The following is a 23241-nucleotide window of genomic DNA, read 5'->3' on the forward strand; positions in this document are numbered from 1 at the left end:
TGTGTCCCCCACGGATGTTAAAGAGTACTAATTGCTCTCTGAATATTGTCTACCACACCAATATGGACTCTTTTAGTTTTAATGATTTGCTTTATCTTTGTTTTTAAAATATTATTGTACAGTCTAATCCAGTTATTCTCTGGGAAGATGTAACTATATGCAAGAATATAATTCGGAAAAGCACGCCTTTGTAATATTGATGGAATTACGGTTGTATAAAGCTCTGCAATATTATTAGATATCATCCTTAACAATAACGCATCTTTATTGTTTATGGTGAGGTTTTTTAGCTCTTTATTAATAAATATAAGGTAAAATATTGATCTTAATTTAACGCTTTCGTTTTCCCATATTTGGGGAAGGATAGAAGTTTCTTCCCTAAGAAGATATAATAACCGGATCTTATGATAGAGTGACAAATTTTCCCTTTTAGAATATTTGACAATAAATTCGAATATTTTGGGGAATATTGGAAAGCTATGTACTGTATAATTCTCCAAGTCAAGTATGACTCGATCATCCCCTAAGACTCTATATCCACTTTTGATGCTGTCCATTATTATAGTAGTCTTTCTACTACCTGCTCTACCAACAAATATTTCTGCATGTTTATTTTTTGATATGCCCCCTGCATGGAGCAACATAAACCCTCTTAGTCCTAATGCTAGCTCGATCATTGGAAGGAGGGCTAGATCTTGTACCAATAAATCCGGCGCTAAGAGTTGGTAGATTCCACGAATTTTTCCATGAAAATTTATGATTGTGGGAGGTCTCTCAAAACCAATAATCTCTAATTTCCACGAGGCTTTTCCATTAGCGGTATCAGAGCAATGGAAATAATTATCCTTAATGTAATACTTGTGATCTACAACATACGAGCCGCTGAGGTCTGGTTTAAATGGTCCAATATTAAGGATAATATCTGGATCTGTTATGTCCTCATCAACCTCAAAATAACTTAATGGGAAATTAAGTTCTGGGAGTTTTGCTTTGTTTTGGGTATTAATTTGAATAGTTAAAATATTGTGAATTCTATAGTTCTTAGTTAGCACCATCGTTAATAACCTCCAAAAGTTTTTCTATTGTATATATGTTGATCCGGGTTGGGACTATAGCCTTGTAGTATTTAGTACTATTATCCAAATTTTCATTGAGTCTTCTCTTATATGTTTCCCAGTGACGTGACAGAGGAGAATCCGGGAAGAAATAAGAATATTCATAAATATATCTGTTAAACAGAGGAAATTCTAACATTTGATTGTAAACGAGATGATCAAGGATTTCTTCTTTTTTAGTCTCAATGATTTTTGGTTCTATCACATCTGTTCTCGGAAATATAATAAACATTTTTTCGATTTTGGCCTTTTCGCACATATTATTTATCACTCTCCTTGGATTCAGTTTAGTGAAAAATTTTGCATATCCTTTAGTCATTCTATATATCAAATGTTTAATCTGCAATTCAATTTTTTGCTTTTGTGTTAGATTGTTCTTGATAATCGGGGCAAGATTATAAGTAAATATGCTCAAAGAGGTTGGAAAGCTTAGTGCAGTACTTTTATGCAAAATCGTAAAATTATCTCCAAGAAAACCAAAACCATGTTCAACCAAATGTAAGGCTATTGTAGTTTTGCCTCCTCCTCCCCTTGTTGAAAATAAAATCGCCTTATTATTCTTGCATAGTGATGATGCATGGATCATCGGATAGCCCATCTCCGTTAGTTTGAAATGTATTAGAAAATCTATGACATTCCCGACGATAAAAATCCTACCTAGTGGGTTACAAGAAATCCTGATATAGGTAGTTGAAGCTTCTATTCCCTCAATTTCGAACCTCCACTTAGCACCTTTACATTGCTCGTGGGGAACATAGAGATAATCTTGACCAAAATAGTACTTTCCATCGCCAACATTGTAAGTATTTGAAAGCTTGGGTTTAAATTTACCAATTTCAAATATCATATCTAAGTTTCCGGGTTCATCTTCAACTTTAAAATTGGCATAGTGAACTTCAAATTTATCCATGAGTCGGTTAATTATGCTGGTTTTGTCAATTACCGCAAAATTAAGGATATTCTGAACAGAATAATAGCTCTTTTTTACCATGTTATCCCCTCCAAGGCTCTTTTTAAATTGTCAGGGAGATTAGTCTCATTATTTTTGGAGATTTTTTCAATTTTTTTGGCAAGCTTACGCAGTGTTTTTGTATAATTTGCAGGATAGTTTGCTAAGGAAGTTACAAGAGAATATAACTCTCCCTTAGTATGTGCTACTTCAGAAAGCCCACTATGCTTCATGAATTTTGCGATTTCTAATTGATGGTCATCATTGTGCTCTCCATATCGGCTCAATCTTGGAAAGAGTATCAACATCGCTCCATATTTCAGAGCAAGGATAATGCTGCCCACCCCTCCATGTGATATAATGATCTTGGAATTCATATTAAAATGTATAATATCTTTATATTCAGGAACAAACGAGAAATACTTGGCGTTTTTTGGATTATATTTAGTTCTTCCTTTTTGTATCACCATTTCGTAGAATTCTAACTCAGGTGAAATCTCATCAGCGAGTTTAATTAACCTATCAAAAGGAGCAGTGCCTATTGTTACAAACACTACGTTTTTCTTAGCCATTTTTGACTGGTTAATGTGCGCTCTTTTTGGTACTAACACATTTCCGAGATGTTTTGCTTTTGAATACCTTTCAGCTAGCTTCTTCCATTGAACAATAAATAGGTCTGAGATACGATATACGGCTTTTCCCGTAAATGAAAGGTCATCAATTCTACAGACGCTCTCTATGTACACCTTTTTTATATTCAAAAGACTCGCAATGTAAAACGCTGGAATTGCAATTTCAGAACCAGTTGATATCAAAATATCCGGTCTCTCTTTTATCAATATGTGAAGCTCCTTAATAAAGAGTAGGAAAAAATGGACAAAAAGTATAATACCCTTTTTTATTCTCGCTACTCCCGGATACTTAATAAGCAGATTTTCAATTCTATAAATTTTTTTTATTTCTTTAGGCAGATTCAAAAAGTTTTCATTGTATGTGATCAAAAAGACATCATGCTCTCTAAATGCACTTGTTAGTTGTAACATCTCCGTCAAATGTCCCCCCGGTGAGCATACGATCCCTATTTTCATTTTAGGCTCTCCTCCAATATGCTCTCTTGTATCTCCAGTATCCGTTTCCAATCATAGTTTCTCTCAACAAACGTTCTTCCCCTGTTCCCAATGTAGTTCCTAGATTCACAATTCTCATAAAGTAACAGGATTTTTTCTTTCCATTCCTTATTTGTATTTGCATAAAGCACTTCCTCTTTAGCAACATCCATCACAGCGGGTAAAGATGTTGATATAACCGGTTTTTCACATGCCATATACTCGAATAATTTGAGGGGCAGAGCATGTTCAGTTATGGAGTTTAATTTAAACGGGATAACTCCTACATCCATAGCAGAGATATAAACAGGCACCTTGGAGTAAGGGACATTGCCGACAAATCTAACTTTTTCAATAACACCATATTTCTTTGCAAGCTCTATATTTTCTTGATATCTGCCCTCTTTCCCTACAACTAAAAATATAATATCTTCTGGGAGTTCTCTTAAGGCCTGGTATATGGGTTCAAAATCAACCCACTCTCTCAAAACCCCCACATAACCAACAACAAAATAATCCTCCAAACCTAATTGGGACTTAGTGTTGCCATAATTTCTAAACAGCTCGGTGTCTACGCCGTTTGGTAGAACTACAGCCTTATTATTGGGAATGTTGTACTTTTCTTTTAGGTAGCTATTTGTAACGGTGATTTTTTTGGATAATTTGATATTCTTTTTTAGAATCTCTCTCCCCACTTTTGCGCCAATCGGCCTTAATGGTCTTGGTATTTGGGGGGATTCACTTATCATCCCAACCAAATCGTCTGCGAGATCAAATATTGTAGGAACGCCCTGTTTTAATAGAGATTTAGTCGCAAAATATCCAAGAGTAAGGCTGTTGTAATTTATGTGGACATCAAAGGATTTATTTTTAAGCAGTCGCTTAATAGCAAAATAAGGATAGGCATTTTCCTGAATAACCGGACTAATTCTCTTGTCTGTTACATACACAATGTCTATCTTTTCCAGTACTTTTCTCCATTCTTTGCTGTACTCCTCAAAATCATGTTGCTTTCCTTTCCACCAATCATTAATGCTCACTACTGTTATATTGTGCTTTTTGGAAAGATATTTTACAAACTGATGCGGCCTATTATGCTGTGATTTGACTAGATCCACTATTGAAGTCATCAATATTTCCATATATCCCTATACCTCCCTCACCATTTTTGCTAGTACGTTCAATGTCAGTCCAGCAACGAACAGCTGGATTCCGATTATCGCGAAGATCCCTGAGCCGATGGCGGGGGTAAGATAGACGGTGCCCTCCCCGTAGTAGGGCAGGAAGGCGAGGTATCCGAGAATTATGGCAGCAAGGAATGAGATGAGGCTCAGCATCCCGAAGAGCAGGAGCGGTCTCCTATACCCTATTAAGCTCACAAGATCCGTCAGCACCCCAAACCCGTGAGCCAGGGGGTTCTTCTTGTGCTTGTTCGGGACGTCGTACCTGACGGTTATCGGCACTTCGGTGATCCTCACGCCCTTCTCCGCCAGGTACACCAGCATGTCGCTCTCCACGCTGTAGCCGTTGCTGTTGATTTTCATCAACTCACTTAGGGCTTTTTTGTTCATGGCCCGGAAGCCCGACTGAGAATCGGTGATCTTCAGCGTCCCGTTCAGGCTCATGTTTGTAGTGGTGTTCAGCACCCACAGGCCGAACCTTCTGTAGAAGGGGATGTTCTTCTTGGCCCCGTCCAGGAACCGTGACCCTATGACCATGTCGGCCTCATCGTTCAGAATGGGCTCCAGCAGCTTGGGGATCTCTTCAGGATTGTGCTGGCCGTCGGCATCCAAACACACCACGACGTCGTAGCCTTTTTCCGCCGCGTACTTGAAGGCCGTCTTAAGGGCTTGGGCTTTCCCCATGTTCTGGGAGTGCTTTATCACGTGAGCTCCGGCAGAAATGGCGATGTCATAAGTCTTGTCCTTGCTTCCATCATCGACGACAAGAACGTCACCATACCTTCTAGAAAGGGCAACGACTGAGCCTATCGTCAGCTCCTCATTGTAGGCTGGAATAGCTATCAAGATATTATGTGACATAACTCCCACCGGTGAGACTGTTGCAGTATATCCAAATTTTAGTAGTACTATTGATGATTCAAAATAGCTATACACATTGGATTCAGTAGCCTTTTGTTAATATACTCCTTATACTATTTTAAGTTTTTCTAACTGTGGGGATATTCAAGTTTGCACATAAAACGTCACTTATGATGAAATCGTTCTAGAATGGTGTTAAATGTGAAGCAATATTGGATTCATTGATACATTTTTCCCAAGATTCAATCTGAAACTTGAATTTAATTAACATTTTTTCCCGCCAATACCACGCGGGTCTGTCCCACAGTACAACTATCGAAAAAATACGAAGAATAAGAGCTTCGGCATGGCCTAGTTTAGCATAAATGCCATTCTTATCCTGCCGCGCCTCGTCTCGACCTCAACCCAGTCGCCGTCGGCTATGCCAAGCCTCTCGGCGTCGCGCTCGTTTATCAGAACCCTCGGCTCCCCCATGAGCTTGATCAGCACTGGGCTTCTCAGCGCCATCTCGCCTGTGTTGTAGTTGCTTATGAGCCTCACAGTCGTCAGGACGAATGGGTAAGCCCGTCGGGCGTCTCCCAGGGTGCTATCTGCTCGACAGCTATAAGGCGGGCCTTGCCATCCGGCGTCACGAACTCCCACGTGTGTAGCCTCTTCTGGGGCAGAAAGATTCCGTCGCCGGATTTCGGCTCCTCGACGGTCCTCTCCTCAAGCTCGGGGAACAGGCGGAAGTATTCGGCCGTTATCTCCTCGACACTCGAGTAGTCAAAGCCCAGCGAGCCTAAAGCCCTTCCGAGCATCGTTAGAATCTCCCAGTCGGGCTTTGAATCTCCTAGAGGCTCGTAGACTTTGTGGCTCCACTGAATCTTCCTCTCGCTTTCATGTAGGAGCCGTCCTTTTCGCAGAAGGCACTGGCCGGAAGGATATAATGGGCGTAGCGAGCTGTCCTCGTCATGAATATGCCTTGGACGACGAGCAGGTCAAGCTTTCTCAGGGCCTCTCTAACCTTCATGAAGTTGGCCTCGCTTACGGCAGGATTTTCACCGACGATGTACAGAGCTCTGACGTCTCCGTTCCTTATCGCGTCCCAGAGCTCCGTGAGATAAAGTCTCCTCTCCGTCGGCAGATCCTACCACCGATAAACAAATTGCGGCAAAAGATAAAAAGTTTCTAGCCAAAATATACGAAAATTTGTTAAATTAAAGAACCTTCCTCAGGAGGTACTCGTGAAGCCTCGTGTCATCGGTCAGCTCGGGGTGGAAGGCCAGGCCTATGATGTTCCCCTGCTCAACACCTACCACTTCCTCACCGTGCCAGGCTATCGGCTTGACCTTATCACCCAGAAGCTCAACTATCCTCGGCGCGCGGATGAAAACACCTGGGAACGGTTCATCACTGAAGGACAGCTTTAACGGGGCCTCGAAGCTGTCTACCTGCCTGCCGTAGGCGTTTCTGTTAACCCTGACGTCAAGGAGCTCCAGAAAGCGCTGCCCCTCAACGGCTCCCTCAACCTCCTTGGCCAGGAGTATCAGCCCAGCGCAGGTGCCCATTATGGGCAAACCTTCCTCACCGAGCTTTTTCACCTCATCAAAGAGGCCGTTCTCCAGCATCAGCCTCGAGATGGTCGTGCTCTCCCCGCCAGGGATTATTATCCCATCAATGCCCTCAAGCTGGCTCGGCTTCCTCAGCCAGAAAGCATCCCCCTCGACGCCGAGCTTTTCCAAAGCCCTTTTTGTTGCGTCGATGTGCTCGCTCACAGCCCCCTGAACACCTATGACACCTATCCTGAGCACAATCCCACCCCCAGAGGAACAAAAGGGAAAAAGCTCAAACGCCCCTCTCCTCGAGGCGGACCTCGAGCTCCTCAATCTCCAGACCCTTCATGGGCTCTCCAAGCTCCTTGCTTATCTCCACGAGAACATCTGGCTCATCCCAGTGGTTTACAGCTTCGACTATGGCCTGGGCCATCTTCTCTGGGTTGGAGCTCTTGAAGATTCCGCTACCGACGAAGACTCCATCCATACCCATCTGCATCATCAGGGCAGCGTCGGCTGGAGTGGCAACTCCTCCGGCGGCGAAGTTAACAACTGGGAGCCTTCCGAGATTCTTTATCTCCAGGAGAATCTTGTAGAGACCGTCAACAATCTCGCGGTAGGTGTAGTCCCCATAAACCGGCTCGTTCTCGAGGATCCTCTCTGGAAGGCCGCTTATCTCCCTTATCTGCCTGGCCAGCCTGAGGTAGGGCTCGGCGAACTTTTCAGCCACGGCGTAGACCTGCTCGTCCGTCATCCTCTGAATCAGCCTTATGTTGTCGCTGACGAGGCGAACGTGCCTTACCGCTTCGACAATGTTGCCTGTTCCGGCCTCGCCCTTGGTCCTTATCATGGCGGAGCCTTCCCATATCCTCCTGACGGCCTCTCCGAGATTCCTCGCTCCACAGACGAAGGGAACGTGGAACTCCCTCTTGTCTATGTGGAAGAACGGGTCCGCTGGGGTTAAAACCTCGCTCTCGTCTATCATGTCGACGCCAAGGGCCTCCAGGGCTTTAGCCTCGGCGACGTGGCCGATTCTGACCTTGGCCATAACCGGTATGGTCACGGCGTCCATTATCTCCTGTATCTTTTCCACTGGGGCCATCCTCGCCACTCCGCCGGCTTTCCTTATGTCGGCTGGAACCTTGTGGAGAGCCATCACAGCGACGGCGCCGGCTTCCTCCGCTATTCTGGCCTGTTCCGCGTTGGTGACATCCATTATCACTCCGCCCTTAACCATCTTGGCAAAACCGCGCTTCAGCCTCTCGGTACCCTTGGCTTCAATAACGTGAAGCTTCCCCATGGCAATCACCTTTTTAGGTTGTGGCCTGCAATAATCTCAAGGAAAAACTTGAATATAAGCCTTGCCACTGGGGTGCCCGCGGGTTGCTGAAAAATCTTCGGGGAAGAGCGAAAAGATGGAAGAAAACGCTAAAGTCTCTCCACGATTTCGAGGCTCACGTCGAAGTTCCTGACGGAATGCGTTAGAGCGCCGAGGCTTATGACGTCGATATCGAGTTTCGCGTACTCCTCGATGTTCTCCTCGGTTATGCCGCCCGAGACCTCTATCTTAACTCTCTCCCTGAGCCCTTCCCTCTTGAGGGCTTCTAAAACCTCGGCTATTTCCTCAGGCTTCATGTTGTCGAGCATCACAACGTCGGCACCTGCTCTGGCCGCTTTAAGGGCGTCCTCGAGGGTCTCGACCTCGACCTCGACGACTTTGTAGACGCTGAAGACCTTGGCGCGCCTTATAGCTTCTTCCAGGGGAACAAGAGCCAGGTGGTTGTCCTTTATGAGTACGGCATCGCTAAGGGAAAAGCGGTGGGGCTCACCGCCGCCGATGAGTATCGCCCTCTTGTCTATCGGCTTGAGGAGGGTTTTTCTCGTTCCGGCAATGCGAACTTTCGGGTTTACCGTCCTCACCTTCTCAACCAGCTTCCTGACTTCGGTCGCTATGCCGCTCATCCTGCCCATAACGTTCAACGCTGTCCTCTCGACGAGAAGTATTGCCCTCGCGTTCCCTTCGAGCTCAAGGAGAACGTCGCCCCTCTTTACGGCCTCGCCGTCCCTCTTCCTGACCTCAACTTTAACCCCAAAGTGCTCGAAGAGGGCCTTAGCTTCCTCAACGCCCGCTATTATTCCTTCCTGCTTCGCGATGATTACGGCCCTGGCTTTCATGCCCTCCGGAATAACCGCCTCGCTCGTGACGTCGCCAAAGGGGGCATCCTCCTCGATGAAGCGCAGGAGATAATTGAGGGGAACCATCATCATCACCAGCACCAGTTAAGAGGTAAAGAAACCGGGAAAGTTTCCCTCCCCACCGAACTAACTCAGCTCCAGCATTCTTTCTATTGCTCTCCTTGCCTTCTCCGCGATTTCCTCAGGTACCGTAACCTCATACTTCATGTCCCTGAGCGACTCGTAGATGTGGTTGAGCGTTATCGCCTTCATGCCGATGCAGATGGCGTCTTCTTTAGCCGGATGGAACTTGATGTCCGGATAGAGCTTCTGAAGGCGGTAAACCATCTCCCTCTCCGTGAAGACCACCCACTCGTCGTGCTCGGGGGCGCGCCTTATCATTCCGCCCGTGGAGACTATGATGTCGGCCCTCTCCTGTACCTCTGGCTCGCATTCCGGGTGAACCATCAGCTTGGCGTTGGGGTAGAGCTTTCTCGCGCGCTCGACATCCTCAAGGGTGAACTGCCTGTGCACGTAACAGTGGCCGTACTCAGGAACGGGGATGACCTTCTTGCCGGTCATCTTTGCCACATAACTCGCGAGGTTCTTGTCCGGACCAAAGATGATGACGTCCGAGTCGAGCTTCTCGACTATTTTGACAGCGTTGGCAGAGGTAACCGTAACGTCAGCGTAGGCCTTGGTCTCGGCGGTGGTGTTTACGTAGAGAACCACCGGCGCGTCCGGGTACTGCTCCTTGGCCTTGAGGATGTGCTCCACCTTGAGCATGTTGGCCATCGCGCAGGTTGCCCTCCTCGCTGGCAGCAGGACGGTCTTCTCCGGATTGAGGATTTTGGCAGTTTCAGCCATAAAGTCGACGCCCGCAAAAACTATGACGTCCGCATCAACGTTAACAGCTTTCCTCGCGAGCTCAAGGCTGTCACCTAGGAAGTCCGCTATGTCCTGAATCTCGGGCAACTGGTAGTTGTGGGCCATGATTATGGCATTCTTCTCCTCTTTGAGGCGTTCAATCTCCCTAACGAGCTCCTCCATTTTCATGCTCTCACCTAGAGAATGCTATGCCCAGGGGTATAAAAGCTTGTTCTAAAGCACGACGGCGATGTAAAGAAGCCCGAGCAGGAAGAGGGCCAGAGCTGGAACCAGCAGCCTCAAATAGACCTTCCGGAGCTCGGCCCCGTAGTACTCGGCCGAGAAAACGAAGCAGAGATGGACGGGACTGAAGAGCATCCCCATGTAGCCGCTTAGATAGGCAAGGGCGACCCTGTCAAAGCTCGTGAAGAAGGGGAGCAACAGCGGAAAGGCCATGCCGACGTAGGCGAAGCTTATGCCCGTCATCAGGCCGACAACGAAGGGCGTCACCATGAGGACGAGGGTCACCGGGAGGTTCATGGCCAGCATGGCCTTTGGGAGGGCCTCCACGGCCCCCGTAACCTCAAGGACGTATTTGAAGTACATGACCGAAACGAGGAGGAAGATTATCTTGGGCTGGAGGGCATGAGCAATGACCTCTTTCAGGCTCACCCTCTTCAGGTTGGGAATGAGAGCCGAGAGGAAGCCGAGAAAAGCACCGTGGACCATGTCGATGCCCAGAACGATTGAAACGAGTATGATAACCAGTATGGGGTACGTGCTCTTCAGGAGGAGCTTTAGGCCGGTTCTGAAGTCACCCTCGCCACTCCCGTCATCCGGAAGGGGCCGAATCAGCATCAGGTAGCCGATGATGGCCATAAGAACCGTTAGGGGGAACATCTTGGTGCTTATCTCTCTTATGGAAATCCCGACGATGGCGGAGGCGATTACTATGGCCTGGTACATCGGCCAGGAGTGCTCCCATATGTGCCTGAACCAGTAGTTGACCAGCGTCTTCTCTTCGGGCTTCATCTCAAGCCTGCCCGCGACAGGGTCTATCATGGGGGCCGAAACGAGGGCGCCAGCGGGCATCGGCATGAGGCCTATGAGGGCCGGAAGCATTGCCAGTGAGTACTTGGCCTTGGGGAAGAGGTTGCCCGCGGCGGCCTCCATATCCTTCAAATAGCCGATCTGTGAGAACACCGAGGTCATCCCCATGATGAAGGCGATGATAAGTACGAGCCTGATGGTCTCCCAGGAGGTGGCAGAGTGGTAGAGGGCCATAACCGCATCGGAGGGGCTCATGCCGAACAGAAAGGTCAGAACAAGTGAGCCGACGAATATCGAGACGCCGATGTTGATTTTAAGCCAGATGAGGGCGATAACGACTGCGAAGGAGGCTATGAGGTAGAGGAGCTCCACCCGTTTCACCGGGTATGGTAAGGATTCGATGAGAATTTAAATGTTTGGGCTCAGAGCCTGCACCTCCCATCGAAGAAGCTCGGCCTCTCAAACTCCCTCCTCATGACGGGAAAGTCCTCGCGGTAGTGGCTCCCCCTGCTCTCCTCCCTTGCCAAAGCGCACTCAAGAACACCCTTCGCGAGCAGCTTAAGCCTTTCATCAGCCTCGATCTCATTAAGCTTTTCCAGGCCAGCCCTCAGGCCCTCGGCAGTCCTCACTATACCAGCGTGCTCCCACAGTATTTCCCTGAGGGCTTCAACATCGCCTAGAGAGTCGAAGGTGTAGGGAACCTCTGGAACCTCGCCAAGCCTCGGCCTATCTCTCGCTATGGTTCTGGCAACTTCAAGTCCGCTCACGATGCACTCCAGCAGGGAGTTGCTCGCCAGCCTGTTCGCCCCGTGGAAACCATTGCTCATAGCCTCGCCTATCGCGTAGAGGTTCTTAATGCCCGTACGATACCACAGGTCGACCGCTACCCCGCCGATGGTGTAGTGGGCTATTGGAAAGACTGGAATAAGATCCTTGGAGGGGTCTATGCCCTCCTTGATGAGGAAGGCGTATATCTGGGGGAACTTACGTTTGAAGTCCTCTATGCCAGTTGCATCGAGATAGACTCTCTTTCCAGCCTGCATCTGGTGGTATATGGCCCTCGCCACGATGTCCCTCGTGGAGAGCTCGTTCACGAAGCGCTCACCGTCATCCGTCACGAGCCTGGCCCCAGCCCCCCTGACGGCCTCACTCACGAGCTTGACGCCCTCCTTCCCGATGAAGCCTGTGGGATGGAACTGGACGAACTCCAAGTCCCTTGCGGGAGCACCTTTTATGACGGCATCGCCTATCAGCGTCCCGAGGTTGAGGGGCGAGCCGGCGGTATACTTGAACAGTGAAGCGAAGCCGCCCGTGGCCAGAAGGGTAGCGTCGAACTTCAGCAGCTCCCCATCGAGAAAGACGCCGTAGGCTATACCATCTCTAACGGCGAGCTCTTCGGCAAGGCCTTCGACGAAGTTCACCCCATGTTCTCTTGCGGCCATATGGAGGAGCTTTATCAGGTGCTTTCCCGTCTCGTTCCTTATCGTGAAGACCCTGTGGAAGGAGTGTCCCCCCTCCGTCTCGTTGGCCTCGAACTCAAGACTGAGCGAGGTTAGAAAATCGTAAGCCTCGGAGGATTTTGTCACGACGTTCCAGACGACCTCTTCATCGTTGAGGTATTTGCCCGCCCTAACCGTGTCGAGGAAGTGAGCCCTAGGTGAATCTCCCTCAAGAATCGAGAAGGCTATCCCAGCCTGGGCAAGGTAGGAGTTGGTGTTTTTGAACCCCTTACCTATGACCGTGACGTCAAAACCTCTCCTCGCCAGGGCTATGGCGGCCGTTAAACCAGCTGCACCATCGCCGACGATTCCAACCTTCGTCATGCTCTCCCCCATGGAGGCTCGAAAAGGTAGTTTATAACGGTTTTTGGAACCAAACGTGGACGAATAAAGGAAGAAAAGCTCACTTTCCGACTGGATAGTTCGGAGCCTCGTTGGTGATGAAGATGTCGTGCGGATGGCTCTCCTTAACGCCAGCCTGGGTTATTATCACGAACTCGCCCCTCTCCTTGAGCTCCTCGATGTTCCTCGCCCCGACGTAGCCCATTCCCGAGCGCAGGCCGCCGACGAGCTGGTAGAGAACATCGCCCACGCTTCCCTTGTAGGGGACGACCCCCTCGACTCCTTCGGGGACGAACTTGCGCGTCTTCATGTGGCCCTTCTGGTAGTACCTCTCAGCTCCGCCCTTCATCATGGCTCCAAGCGATCCCATGCCACGGTACTGCTTGTATTTCCTGCCGTTTATGACGACCTCCTTTCCAGGGGCCTCCTTGGTTCCTGCAAGGAGCGAGCCAAGCATAACAGCGTCGGCTCCAGCGGCTATTGCCTTGACGATGTCTCCAGAGTAGCGTATGCCTCCGTCGGCGATGACGTGAATACCGTACTCCTGCGCCCTGTCAGCCACCATGGCTATGGCGGTAATCTGCGGAACGCCGACGCCAGCGACAACGCGAGTGGTGCATATGCTTCCTGGCCCTATCCCGACCTTGACGGCATCGGCGAAGGTTAAGTCATCGACGGCCTTCGGGTTGGCGATGTTTCCGACGATTAACTCGGCATCAATGGCGTTCCTTATCTCCTTCATAGCCTTTATCGCCTTGAGGTTGTGGGCATGAGCCGTGTCGATGACTATAACATCAGCCCCGGCTTCGTCAAGGGCCTTGGCCCTCTTTAAGTCGAATGGGCCAACCGCGGCGGCAACCAGCAGGTCGCCGTTTTCATCTCTTACCGCGTTCCTGTACTTCTTCCTCATCATGAGGTCGCTCACTGTGATGATTCCGACCAGCTTACCGTCCCCATCGACCACGGGGAGGCGGGCAATCCTGTTCTCGACCATAAGGTTGAGAGCCTCCTCGACGTCGATGTCCTCCGGGACCGTTATGACGTCCCTGGTCATTACCTCCCTCACGAGCCTGCCTTCCTTCGCCGCTATGTCCTTCTTGGTGATGATTCCGATGATCCTCCCATCCTCCCCGACCACCGGAAGGCCGTCGATGTCGTTCCTCTCCATCAGGAAGAGAGCGTAATCCAGGGTCTCCTCGGGTCCAATCGTTATGACGTCCTCGACGATGAAGCGCTCGGCGCGCTTGACCTTTTTTACCATCTCGACCTGCTCCTCGATGCTCATGTTCCTGTGGATCACTCCAAGGCCGCCCTCCCTGGCCATCGCTACTGCCATCTCCCACTCGGTGACGGTGTCCATAGCCGCGCTGAGAATCGGGATGTTGAGCCTAATCCTCGGTGTTATCTGGGTCGAGACGTCAACGTCCTTCGGCTCGACCTCGGTTGCCTGCGGAACCAGAAGAACGTCGTCGAAGGTGTAGCCCTTAATTGCATTGACAAGTTTTTGTTCAAATTTCCCCATAATTCGCGAACCTCCCCGTCCTTTTTAACATGAACCTGGCATGGGTTTTTAAGGGTTTTCACGTCGGCAATCAGATTCAAGTGAGAAAGTCTGTATGTGACATCAATGCCGTTCACCTTGATGGTATTGCCCTGATGATATGACAAAGAAGGCAAAAATAAAGAGCAGTCCGTCCGGGATTTAGGCCCTTTCTCTCCACATTTTGTCATCACATCAAGACTATTGCCGAAAAGCCAAAATACTCCTAGACATCCTTCCTTTTGGTGATTCCACAATGAGGGGGGAGTACCAAACCCATCGCTAAGGAAAGGATTTTGAAGGTGAGGAGCTTTAGTTTTGAGGAGATTTTGGGTGAAATACTGAAGGAAGGCCTTTTCTGGGCGGCCCTCGGAAGGCCGTCGGAAGTGATGCCGTTTCTGAGGGGCAAGCTTTTGAACAACGGGTACAGTGAAAGCACCAAGAGGGAGCTCGCGGATTTACTCAGGGAGCTGGAGATATTCTACAGCCGCGTCGCCTGCTGCGGCAGGATAGAAGAGCGGCACATGAAGGCGCTAAAATCCTTCCAAAGGGACATCATCGCAGTGATTTCCTTTGAGAAGGCTTAGCTTTTTAACCCCTCTTCTCCTTGCTTGTCGTTTTATCTTCTTCTCACCTTAACTAACCATCCGATGATGAGCAGCGTGAAGGTTATCCCGAGTAGGGTTAACCAGCGAATCATGGTTTGATCCAAAGGGAGTTTAACGAGTTTAACTTTATACCCGTCAAAATAAGCGAGTTCTTTTTCGTTGGAAAGCAGGCAACCGTTACCACAATCAGCTATGGTGACGTTGAATGGCAGTTTGAAGGTTTTTCCATCATAGATTAACAGAGTGCCGTTGATTGCAACGCTCCTCCCCTCCAAAGTTAAGGGCGCCTTCATGGGCTCTCCCCACTTAAAGACCGCTTGCGGTTCCCTTCTCGTGCAGGACGCCGTTAGGTTTGAGATGTTATCGATTTTCTCAACACATCCTTGGGAGACGAGAAAGTAACCCAAAGTCATCTCGTGGCACTTCAATGAATCATCTCCCAAGCTGTTGCACCAGTGCTTGTACTTCCTAACCACCCACGCCCCATCACGACTCCCAAGGAGTTCGAAGTAAACGTTCTCTCCCTCATCCTTGGCAAAGGAGTCAAGGGGAATCAAGCGAGAGTTCCCGCTCAAGCTGATAACCTGAAGGTAGTACCTCCAAACCGACCCGTTGTAAAAGATCACCTTAAACCAGTTGCTGTCCAAGGCAGCAAAGTGAGTGCCGTTGAAGCACAATCTCCCCACTGAGAGGTTTACGGGGGTTAAGTTCCCAAAAACAATCCGCGAACCATTGACGGCCAGGAGAAAGAGCTCATCCTGATAACTCATCGGGTCTTCTCCTTCGAGGAGGTAACCAGCTGGTAGCTCCCACACTCCCAAGAAATAGAGCGAGCTATCCAAGCTTGGGGGAAAGACCTTGTAAATCTCATCGCCGACTATAGCGTACCAGTTGTAATAATCCCCCCTCTGAGTTGACCAATCAGCCTCAAGAAACAGGTAAAATTTCCCGTTCCAGTAAATTTCACTGCCTACTCCCCAGTTGTTAGTCTCGGAGTAGTTTCCTAAGAAGTGCAATTTCCCATCGTAGACATAAAGCTCGAAATCTTGGAAGAATGGCCCCTTTGAGAGGTTTCGGTAGAGGAGTACTCTGCCCCCTGTGGAGTGGATTAAGGTGAGGTTTAGGAATGTGGCGTTTAAGAGCTTGAAGCCTTTTCCAGGCTCGAAGAACCAGAGCTGAGTGGTGTTGTTGGAGTAATGGGTCAGAACAAGAAAACCGTCCCGGTAGTGGATTATTCCAGTAATCCTTGGAGAATAGGCGGAAGTGTAGGGAGAAAACAGGAGAATTAAAAAGAAAAACGTAAAAATACGCTTCTTCATCACCTCACCATCCCGGACAGTTAGTTCTCATGTAATCAATAGTGCTCTCCTCCGTGTCAAAATAGTATGCCCTATCTGGCAGCACATAACCAAATGCCTCTCTCTGAGCATCTACGTATTTACAGGCATAATCTTTGGCGTCCTCATTAACCCTAACAGTACCATCGGCTTCCATTTCAATGGAGACGTTTGAGGGCATGTATTTGTGTATTGTTTTCAGGATATCAACAAAAAGAGAGTATGTGTACGGTATCCCTCCCTTAATAGTTTGGCCTTCTATGTTCATGAAATAATACCCTGGCTGGATGAAAACATTGTTGAAATAGTTCGCTATGTTGGGAACGTCCGTTTCATAAGCTACTGCCTCTAAAATATCTTGTTCCGATGAAAAATATCTGCTCACAAAGAGACTCCTCAAGCTCGGTATCCAGATAAACTGGTAATTCTCACTATACTCCCTTCTGTTCTCCATTATTCTGCCCCATATAGTCTCTATCGTGTATCTGCTCAGCTCTCCCGCTTGAATATACCTGATGTTTTCCAGTGACCAATAAAATCCCTTGAGTCTCGAACTACTCCAAGCGGCAGCGCCATCAATCCAGCCAAGCCAGTAGTTCAAGTCTCTGGCATGAGGCTTTTGTTGATATATGAAGTATGGAATCTCCACAATGTAATTCCTGCCCTTTAACCACTGGTTCTCTATCTTTTCGATTAACTCTCCTGCATCGTTATATCCATTGTTGTATCCCACTCCAGAATATTTGGTTGTGAGACCCTCAGTCCCCCCTGTCCCTCCATCGGTAACGATGATGTAATCAAACTTCTGGTCATTCCAATCGCTTAGGACCTCGTACTCTGACCCGTCCCACTTATAATACCACAAGCCCCAAGTCGTCATATAAACCACCCAACAACTTATCATTAAGAACTTTGAGTAGTAGTATATAAACTTTTCTGACTAAGGATATTTATTAATATAACATCCCCAAGTTAAGCACAGGTTAGCTTTTTAACCCCCTTTCTCTACTCTTCTTGGGATGATGAGGGAAGTTTCGTCCGAGCGGTGAGGAAACTCGCATGGGCTGACCACCCCTCAAATTTTAGCGGTGTTGAGCATGAACCTTCTAAGATTCATCAACCACCTCAGGGAGCTCGTGGAGCTTGAGAGGGAAGCAGAGATAGATGCCATGCGCGAGGAGATGCGCAGGCTCAGCGGGAGGGAGAGGGAAAAGGCTGGACGGGCGATTCTCAGGCTGAACGGGAAGGTAATTGGAGAGGAGTTCGGCTACAAGCTGGTCAAATACGGCCGCGAGAAGGAGATAAAGACCGAGATAAGCGTCGGCGATTTGGTCGTGATAAGCAGGAACGACCCGCTCAGGAGCGACCTGGTGGGAACGGTCACCGAAAAGGGAAAGAGGTTTCTTGTGGTTGCCCTGGAGAGCGTTCCCTCTTGGGCGCTGAGGAACGTCAGGATAGACCTCTACGCCAACGACGTCACCTTCAGGCGCCAGCTGGAGAACCTAGAAAAGCTGGGCGAGAGTGGAAAAAGGGCCCTGGAGTTTCTCCTCGGACTTAGAGAGCCGGAAGAAAGCAGGTCTCTCAAGTTCGAGCCTTTTGACAAGAACCTAAACGAGAGTCAGACGAGGGCAGTAAGTCTGGCTCTCGGAAGCGGCGATTTCTTCCTCATCCACGGCCCCTTCGGGACTGGAAAAACGAGAACCCTCGTTGAGCTTATCAGGCAGGAGGTGGAGAGGGGGAACAAGGTCCTCGCCACGGCGGAGAGCAACGTTGCAGTGGACAACCTCGTCGAGAGGCTTTCCGGAGTTGAGCTTGTAAGGCTCGGGCATCCGTCGAGGGTCTCGAGGCACCTCAAGGAGACCACATTGGCATACAAGGTCGAGAACCACCCGCGCTACAGGCGCGTGAGGGAGTTCAGGAACAGGGCAGAGAGGCTAGCTATGATGAGGGACGGACTCACCAAGCCGACCCCCCAGTGGAGGCGTGGGCTGACGGATAGGGAAATCCTCAGGCTCGCCGAAAAGGGCATCGGAACGCGCGGGATTCCGGCGAGGAAGATAAAGGAGATGGCCGAGTGGATCAGGATAAACCGAAAAGTCCAGCTCCTCTACGACGAGGCAAAGAAGATAGAGGAGGGTATAATCAGGGAGATAATCGAGAACGCCCAGGTCGTGCTGGCCACCAACTCCTCCGCCGCCCTCGAGTTTTTAGATGGGGTGGAATTCGACGTCGCGGTGATAGATGAGGCCTCCCAGGCAACGATTCCGAGCGTTCTAATTCCGATAAACAGGGCGAAGCGCTTTGTCTTAGCCGGCGACCACAAGCAGCTGCCGCCGACGATTCTGAGCGAAGAGGCAAAGGAGCTGAGCAGGACGCTCTTTGAGGGCCTGATAGAGAGGTATCCAGCTAAGGCCCAGATGCTCGAAGTCCAGTACAGGATGAACGAGCGGCTCATGGAGTTTCCGAGCAGGGAGTTCTACGGCGGAAGGATAAGGGCAGATGAGAGCGTGAGGAAGGTAACGCTGGCCGATTTGAAGGTGAGGATGCCAGGATTTGGAGAGCCCTGGGACTCGATTTTGGACCCAGGCGAACCGCTCGTCTTCGTGGACACATCCAAACACCCTGAGAAGTGGGAGAGGCAGAGGAAGGGATCCCAGTCGAGAGAGAACAGGCTCGAAGCGGCGCTGGTTAAGAAAATCGTTGAGAGGCTCATGGGGATGGGTGTTAGGCCCGAGTGGATTGGGGTCATAACGCCCTACGACGACCAGCGGGACTTAATAAGCTCGCTTTTGCCAGAGGAAGTCGAGGTAAAAACAGTTGACGGCTACCAGGGCCGGGAAAAGAAAGTTATCATCCTCTCCTTCGTCCGCTCGAATAAAAAGGGCGAGCTAGGCTTCCTAACTGATTTGAGAAGGTTAAACGTCTCGCTGACGAGGGCGAAGAGGAAGCTGATAGTGGTCGGGGATTCCGAGACTTTAAGCGTTCACCCAACTTACAAAAGGTTCATCGAGTTTGTGAAAGCTGAGGGTAGGTTCGTTGAGATTGGAAATGATTTTAAGACCAACGGGGGATGAGGGGCCATGTTCCTATTTACCAAGAACTTCGAGCTCCAGAGAGAGAAGGCAATGGCGGGCCTTAGGGAAGCGCTGGAAGAGGGCAAGGTGGATGAGGACATAATCCCGCTCTTGGAGAAGATAAACTCGCTTGAGAACTACTTCACAACGTCCTCCTGCTCCGGAAGGATTTCGGTAATGGAGATGCCAGAATTTGGAGACAAGGTCAACGCCGTCTGGCTCGGCAAGTGGCACAGGGAAGTTGAGCTCGGAGAAGTCCTTGAAGCTATCAAAAAGCACTCCAGCGGTCAGCTCTGGTTCATGGTGAGGAGCCCCATCCTCCACGTTTCAGCTAGAACTTTGGAGGACGCTGTAAAGCTCCTCAACTTGGCTATAAGCCTCGGTTTCAAGTACTCCAACATAAAGAGCGTCAGCCACAAGAAGCTGGTCGTTGAGATACGCTCCACTGAGAGAATGGACGTGCCTCTGGGAGAAGACGGGGAGCTCTGGGTGGACGAGGATTACATTGCGAGAATCGTTGGAATTGCCAACGATCAGTTGAGGCGCTTCAAGGGGAAGCTGAAGAGACTGGAAGAAGAGATTGATGCTGAAAGATACAAAAATTAAAGCCACTTTTTAACGCACAAAAATCCAACAAGCACTCCTATAACTGTTCCGGCACTGGTTATTATCCAAGAACAAGAAGTATTGGCTATAAGTTTCATAGCCACGATAACAATCAACCCGCCTATCACCACTCCAATTGCTGTTCGAAGTACATCGTTCACTTTCGAGTATACAACACCTCCACTAAAAACTAAAATAAAAGAGACAAAAAATGCCAACGCGAGCCCCACAATGCAATCCATAGACCCACCCCCTTAACAATATCTACTGCAAACTGCATCAGCTCCGAGCATACATCCTCCACCAATCAAAACGCCTTGGACGTAATCACAAGTGGGGTAACATATCGCAAAGCACAATGGGGCACCCAATCCAAAGGGCAGACAGACTTCGGCACATGCCACATCACAACCCACATAACCTACTCCAATAGAGCAAAGAACCCAGACTAATGCTTTGCAGACGCTACATTTACTAATGTCCATGCTTACAGCTAACCCCATTGCCTTCTGCTGGTTGTATTCTGGCAGTTTGAGTCTTATCAAGTGCGAGAGGTGCCTCAGCTCGTAGGCAGTCCTGCCCCAAATCCAGTTCGTTTCATCGCCCCTGCGGAGCTTCATGAGGATCTTGTTCAAAGCCCAGTAGTACTCCGAAAGGGTCAGATTATCCCTAATGACTATAGTGTCACCTACAGGCACAACTCTATCCTCATCATTCGGTGCAATGTTCATCCCAGTGAGGAAAATCCTGTACTCTCCAGTATAGGGGTCAGCGAGAATTTTTGTAATTAGTGTAAAGTTGTACTGGCTCCTTTCCGCTTTATAAACAAGAGCATACATTGTGTAATTGAAAGTCTCGTTGTAGAGACTAATTCCAAGGAAAAGCAACTGCTCGTGCTTTTTCGTCATGTTGTAAAGGGTAACCACTGAAACGTTGAAGTTTGCAGTCAAGTTTGAGGCACTGCAGGAGCTTGAGTTGTGGCATGCACAGGAGGCATTAGTCAAGTTCGCGAAGTCAATGGTCTTATTCACCCACGTGGCGTTCATCTGAAGCCTACCATTATCGTCATACCAGGCAACCACAGTCCTCCGGAATGTTACGCTGGAGTTGTTGGCGGTCATTGCCGTGGCCTGTGGTGTAGCAATCAACTGCAAACTCAACAGCATAGCAAGCAAGAGCAGAGCACCAACCTTCCGGACCCAACCGTCCATAGACACACCCCCAGAGATCATCGCTACATGTACGTTAAAATCCTTAAAAGCTTTTCCAATTACAAGTTTAAATTAGTTCCGTTTTTTTTTTTCGTAGGATTTTCAATTTCTAACCGTAGCATCAAGAAGAGAACAAGACGAAAGAAGGCAAAGTAAGAGAGTGGACAGGAGAGCACAATTGATCATACTGACATTAGACAACTTCCCACTTAAAACATGCTTCACATGCCTTCAGACATCGAGCAGGAGCTTCACGTACTCAAGGACGCTTCCCCGAGCCTTCTTTATCTTCACGTGCTCGACGAGGTCCCTGAACTGACCTTCGGCCAGACCGTCGGCTATCATCGCGCTCCCCTGGGCGGCTTCCTTAGCCTGCCCTCAAGACCCCTCTGCTTGACGACGGGAAGTCCAAAGCGCTCCTCGAAGAGGTCTTCCACGTCCTTTCTGAGCTCGTCTATGCGCATCAGCCTGCCGGAGAGGATTATCTCCTTAGCGTTGCCCACAACGGCCAGCTCGCTCGCAACGGCCTTTAAGAAGCCGTCCTTCATGGCCTCCCAAGCCTTTGCGAACGGTTCTTCGTCGAGCCTCTTGGCAAACTCCTCCGGCGGGAGTATCTCGTTGGCGGCTATTACCGTAGCTCCGCCCCAGAAGAGGTGCCACTTCTTGACCTGTCCCATGAGGTAGGTAGCTGCCGATGCCGTCAACGATTTTTCCCCAGCCAAAAGTCGGGAGAACAGAAAAGGTAGGAGAGCTAAAGCTCAAAGCCTTCAGTCGAGGTCGCTGCCGAAGTCCTCGCTTCCGCCCTTGCCCTCCTTGTCCTTCTCGAGCTTGCTTGCCGCGATGACGTCGTCGATTCTGAGGATCATTATTGCCGCCTCGCTGGCGCTCTTGATGGCCTGCTTCGGAACCCTGGCCGGGGCGATGACGCCCTTCTCGAGCATGTCGGCTGGCTCGCCCTCGAAGACATCGACACCGATGGTCGGGCCCTTCTCCTTGTGGGCTGCGATGACCTTAACGAGGGTCTCGACCGGGTCGAGACCGGCGTTCTCGGCGAGGGTCCTTGGGATGACCTTGAGGGCCTCAGCGAAGGCCTCGATGGCGAGCTGCTCCTTGCCGCCGACCTCCTTGGCGTACTCGTCGAGCCTGATGGCGAGCTCGATCTCTGGAGCACCGCCGGCGGCGACGATCTTGCCGTCCTCGACGATGTCCTTGACGACCTTGACAGCGTCCTCAAGGGCCCTCTCGACCTCGTCAACGACGTGCTCGGTACCGCCCCTGATGAGGACGGTGACGGCCTTCGGGTTCTTGCAGCCCTCGACGAAGATCATGTTCTCGCCGGCGACCTTCCTCTGCTCGACGAGCTCGGCCTCACCGAGGTCCTCTGGAGTCAGGTCGCGGATGTTGGTGACGATCTTGGCACCGGTGGCCTTGGCGAGCTTCTCCATGTCGCTCTTCTTGACACGCCTGACAGCAAGAATGCCGTACTTGGCAAGGTAGTGCTGGGCAAGGTCATCAATACCCTTCTGGACGAAGACGACGTTGGCGCCGACCTCCTTGATCTTCTCGACCATCTCCCTGAGCATGCGCTCCTCCTGCTCGAGGAAGGCCTGGAGCTGCTCCGGGCTGGTGATCCTTATCTCGGCGTCGGTCTCGGTCTCCTTGACCTCGAGGGCCTCGTTGATGAGGGCGATCTTAGCGTTCTCAACGCGCTTTGGCATGCCTGGGTGGACGACCTCCTTGTCGATGACGACACCCCTGATGAGCTGGGTCTCCTTGACGCTGCCGCCCTCCTTCTTCTCGAACTTGATGTTGTCGAGGTCGACCTTGTACCTGTCGCCGACTTTCTCGGCGACCTGCTTGACGGCCTCGACAGCTATCTCGGCGAGGTACTCCCTCTCCTCCTCGGCGGCCTTACCGGTGATGGAGGTCACTGCAGCCTTCTTGAGGATCTCCTTGTCCTCGACGTCAACGTCCTTGGCGATCTCGTCGAGGATCTGCTGGGCCTTCTCGGCGGCGAGAGCGTAACCCTTGATGACAATGCTCGGGTGGATGTTCTGGTCGATGAGCTCCTCGGCCTTCCTGAGGAGCTCACCAGCGATGACAACGGCAGTGGTGGTTCCATCGCCAGCCTCCTTGTCCTGGGTCTTGGCGACCTCAACCATCATCTTAGCAGCAGGGTGCTGGA

The 23241-nt window shown here is 49.8% G+C and carries 20 protein-coding genes and 2 pseudogenes; 3 read left to right on the forward strand and 19 right to left on the reverse strand.

Annotated features, from left to right (window positions below; genetic code table 11):
* Positions 1-17: 17 nt before the first annotated feature.
* From E3E23_RS09360 to guaB, 13 genes and pseudogenes are all read right to left on the reverse strand, one after another.
* A complete protein-coding gene (locus E3E23_RS09360; RefSeq protein WP_167908253.1) occupies positions 18-1055 on the reverse strand; it encodes a hypothetical protein in 1038 nt (345 codons plus the stop codon).
* Positions 1042-2106, reverse strand: coding sequence for a hypothetical protein (locus E3E23_RS09365; protein ID WP_167908254.1), 1065 nt, complete (start codon positions 2104-2106; stop codon positions 1042-1044). The genes E3E23_RS09360 and E3E23_RS09365 overlap by 14 nt, the downstream gene beginning before the upstream one ends.
* Positions 2100-3152 carry a PssD/Cps14F family polysaccharide biosynthesis glycosyltransferase gene (pssD, locus tag E3E23_RS09370; protein ID WP_167908255.1) on the reverse strand — a complete coding sequence of 351 codons (1053 nt, stop codon included), beginning with the start codon at positions 3150-3152 and terminating at the stop codon, positions 2100-2102. The genes E3E23_RS09365 and pssD overlap by 7 nt, the downstream gene beginning before the upstream one ends.
* Positions 3149-4288, reverse strand: a complete 1140-nt coding sequence (locus E3E23_RS09375; protein WP_167908257.1) for a glycosyltransferase family 4 protein — start codon at positions 4286-4288, stop codon at positions 3149-3151. Before E3E23_RS09375 ends, pssD begins: the two co-directional genes overlap by 4 nt.
* A gap of 30 nt (positions 4289-4318) precedes the next feature.
* Positions 4319-5212, reverse strand: coding sequence for a glycosyltransferase family 2 protein (locus tag E3E23_RS09380; protein ID WP_167908259.1), 894 nt, complete (start codon positions 5210-5212; stop codon positions 4319-4321).
* Positions 5213-5581: 369 nt separating this feature from the next.
* A pseudogene (locus tag E3E23_RS09385) lies at positions 5582-6341 on the reverse strand (molybdopterin-dependent oxidoreductase); the annotation flags it as partial.
* A 70-nt stretch (positions 6342-6411) separates the two neighbouring features.
* Positions 6412-7005, reverse strand: coding sequence for a pyridoxal 5'-phosphate synthase glutaminase subunit PdxT (pdxT, locus tag E3E23_RS09390; protein ID WP_167908261.1), 594 nt, complete (start codon positions 7003-7005; stop codon positions 6412-6414).
* Positions 7006-7039: 34 nt separating this feature from the next.
* Entirely contained in the window at positions 7040-8047 is a 1008-nt protein-coding gene (gene pdxS / locus E3E23_RS09395) for a pyridoxal 5'-phosphate synthase lyase subunit PdxS (RefSeq protein ID WP_167908263.1), read from the reverse strand.
* 128 nt (positions 8048-8175) lie between these two features.
* Entirely contained in the window at positions 8176-9009 is an 834-nt protein-coding gene (gene nadC, locus E3E23_RS09400; protein ID WP_167908283.1) for a carboxylating nicotinate-nucleotide diphosphorylase, read from the reverse strand.
* 60 nt (positions 9010-9069) lie between these two features.
* A complete protein-coding gene (gene nadA / locus E3E23_RS09405) occupies positions 9070-9978 on the reverse strand; it encodes a quinolinate synthase NadA (protein ID WP_167908265.1) in 909 nt (302 codons plus the stop codon).
* 45 nt (positions 9979-10023) lie between these two features.
* On the reverse strand, positions 10024-11211 hold the full coding sequence (locus E3E23_RS09410; protein WP_167908285.1) for a TIGR00529 family membrane protein: 1188 nt from the start codon (positions 11209-11211) through the stop codon (positions 10024-10026).
* 50 nt (positions 11212-11261) lie between these two features.
* Positions 11262-12674, reverse strand: coding sequence for an L-aspartate oxidase (locus E3E23_RS09415; protein WP_371807539.1), 1413 nt, complete (start codon positions 12672-12674; stop codon positions 11262-11264).
* A 67-nt stretch (positions 12675-12741) separates the two neighbouring features.
* Positions 12742-14202, reverse strand: coding sequence for an IMP dehydrogenase (gene guaB, locus E3E23_RS09420; RefSeq protein WP_167908268.1), 1461 nt, complete (start codon positions 14200-14202; stop codon positions 12742-12744).
* A 320-nt stretch (positions 14203-14522) separates the two neighbouring features.
* Here guaB and E3E23_RS09425 point away from each other — a divergent pair, with 320 nt between their 5' ends.
* Positions 14523-14807 (forward strand): hypothetical protein, encoded by a 285-nt coding sequence (locus E3E23_RS09425; protein ID WP_371807540.1) that lies wholly within the window; start codon positions 14523-14525, stop codon positions 14805-14807.
* Between the two features lie 32 nt (positions 14808-14839).
* Here the strand turns inward: E3E23_RS09425 and E3E23_RS09430 are convergent, their stop codons facing one another.
* Positions 14840-16147, reverse strand: coding sequence for a hypothetical protein (locus E3E23_RS09430; protein ID WP_167731085.1), 1308 nt, complete (start codon positions 16145-16147; stop codon positions 14840-14842).
* 4 nt (positions 16148-16151) lie between these two features.
* Positions 16152-17045 (reverse strand): hypothetical protein, encoded by an 894-nt coding sequence (locus E3E23_RS09435; RefSeq protein ID WP_167908270.1) that lies wholly within the window; start codon positions 17043-17045, stop codon positions 16152-16154.
* Positions 17046-17262: 217 nt separating this feature from the next.
* Here E3E23_RS09435 and E3E23_RS09440 point away from each other — a divergent pair, with 217 nt between their 5' ends.
* Both E3E23_RS09440 and E3E23_RS09445 read left to right on the forward strand, forming a co-directional pair.
* On the forward strand, positions 17263-19239 hold the full coding sequence (locus tag E3E23_RS09440) for an IGHMBP2 family helicase (protein ID WP_167908271.1): 1977 nt from the start codon (positions 17263-17265) through the stop codon (positions 19237-19239).
* A gap of 6 nt (positions 19240-19245) precedes the next feature.
* Positions 19246-19845 carry a hypothetical protein gene (locus E3E23_RS09445; protein WP_167908272.1) on the forward strand — a complete coding sequence of 200 codons (600 nt, stop codon included), beginning with the start codon at positions 19246-19248 and terminating at the stop codon, positions 19843-19845.
* Here the strand turns inward: E3E23_RS09445 and E3E23_RS09450 are convergent.
* From E3E23_RS09450 to thsB, 4 genes and pseudogenes are all read right to left on the reverse strand, one after another.
* On the reverse strand, positions 19842-20087 hold the full coding sequence (locus tag E3E23_RS09450; RefSeq protein WP_167908273.1) for a hypothetical protein: 246 nt from the start codon (positions 20085-20087) through the stop codon (positions 19842-19844). The genes E3E23_RS09445 and E3E23_RS09450 overlap by 4 nt on opposite strands.
* Positions 20088-20099: 12 nt before the next feature.
* On the reverse strand, positions 20100-21056 hold the full coding sequence (locus tag E3E23_RS09455) for a hypothetical protein (RefSeq protein ID WP_167908274.1): 957 nt from the start codon (positions 21054-21056) through the stop codon (positions 20100-20102).
* A gap of 231 nt (positions 21057-21287) precedes the next feature.
* Positions 21288-21739: pseudogene (locus tag E3E23_RS09460) on the reverse strand (DUF1464 family protein); the annotation flags it as partial.
* A gap of 84 nt (positions 21740-21823) precedes the next feature.
* Positions 21824-23241: thermosome subunit beta (gene thsB, locus E3E23_RS09465; RefSeq protein ID WP_167908275.1), on the reverse strand; the 1418-nt coding region annotated here is incomplete at its 5' end.

Origin of the sequence: Thermococcus sp. CX2 (genome assembly GCF_012027555.1) — an archaeon.
In the GTDB taxonomy this organism is placed as follows: Archaea; Methanobacteriota_B; Thermococci; order Thermococcales; family Thermococcaceae; genus Thermococcus.

Bases quoted from the DNA above. Each gene is read 5' to 3' on its own strand.
- E3E23_RS09435 (WP_167908270.1), bottom strand. From the start codon at position 17,045: ATGACGACTTGGGGCTTGTGGTATTATAAGTGGGACGGGTCAGAGTAC.
- E3E23_RS09445 (WP_167908272.1), top strand. From the start codon at position 19,246: ATGTTCCTATTTACCAAGAACTTCGAGCTCCAGAGAGAGAAGGCAATG.
- nadA (WP_167908265.1), bottom strand. From the start codon at position 9,978: ATGAAAATGGAGGAGCTCGTTAGGGAGATTGAACGCCTCAAAGAGGAG.
- E3E23_RS09360 (WP_167908253.1), bottom strand. From the start codon at position 1,055: ATGGTGCTAACTAAGAACTATAGAATTCACAATATTTTAACTATTCAA.
- E3E23_RS09440 (WP_167908271.1), top strand. From the start codon at position 17,263: ATGAACCTTCTAAGATTCATCAACCACCTCAGGGAGCTCGTGGAGCTT.
- E3E23_RS09365 (WP_167908254.1), bottom strand. From the start codon at position 2,106: ATGGTAAAAAAGAGCTATTATTCTGTTCAGAATATCCTTAATTTTGCG.
- E3E23_RS09450 (WP_167908273.1), bottom strand. From the start codon at position 20,087: ATGGATTGCATTGTGGGGCTCGCGTTGGCATTTTTTGTCTCTTTTATT.
- E3E23_RS09430 (WP_167731085.1), bottom strand. From the start codon at position 16,147: ATGAAGAAGCGTATTTTTACGTTTTTCTTTTTAATTCTCCTGTTTTCT.
- E3E23_RS09415 (WP_371807539.1), bottom strand. From the start codon at position 12,674: ATGGGGGAGAGCATGACGAAGGTTGGAATCGTCGGCGATGGTGCAGCT.
- guaB (WP_167908268.1), bottom strand. From the start codon at position 14,202: ATGGGGAAATTTGAACAAAAACTTGTCAATGCAATTAAGGGCTACACC.
- nadC (WP_167908283.1), bottom strand. From the start codon at position 9,009: ATGGTTCCCCTCAATTATCTCCTGCGCTTCATCGAGGAGGATGCCCCC.
- pdxS (WP_167908263.1), bottom strand. From the start codon at position 8,047: ATGGGGAAGCTTCACGTTATTGAAGCCAAGGGTACCGAGAGGCTGAAG.
- E3E23_RS09455 (WP_167908274.1), bottom strand. From the start codon at position 21,056: ATGGACGGTTGGGTCCGGAAGGTTGGTGCTCTGCTCTTGCTTGCTATG.
- pssD (WP_167908255.1), bottom strand. From the start codon at position 3,152: ATGAAAATAGGGATCGTATGCTCACCGGGGGGACATTTGACGGAGATG.
- E3E23_RS09380 (WP_167908259.1), bottom strand. From the start codon at position 5,212: ATGTCACATAATATCTTGATAGCTATTCCAGCCTACAATGAGGAGCTG.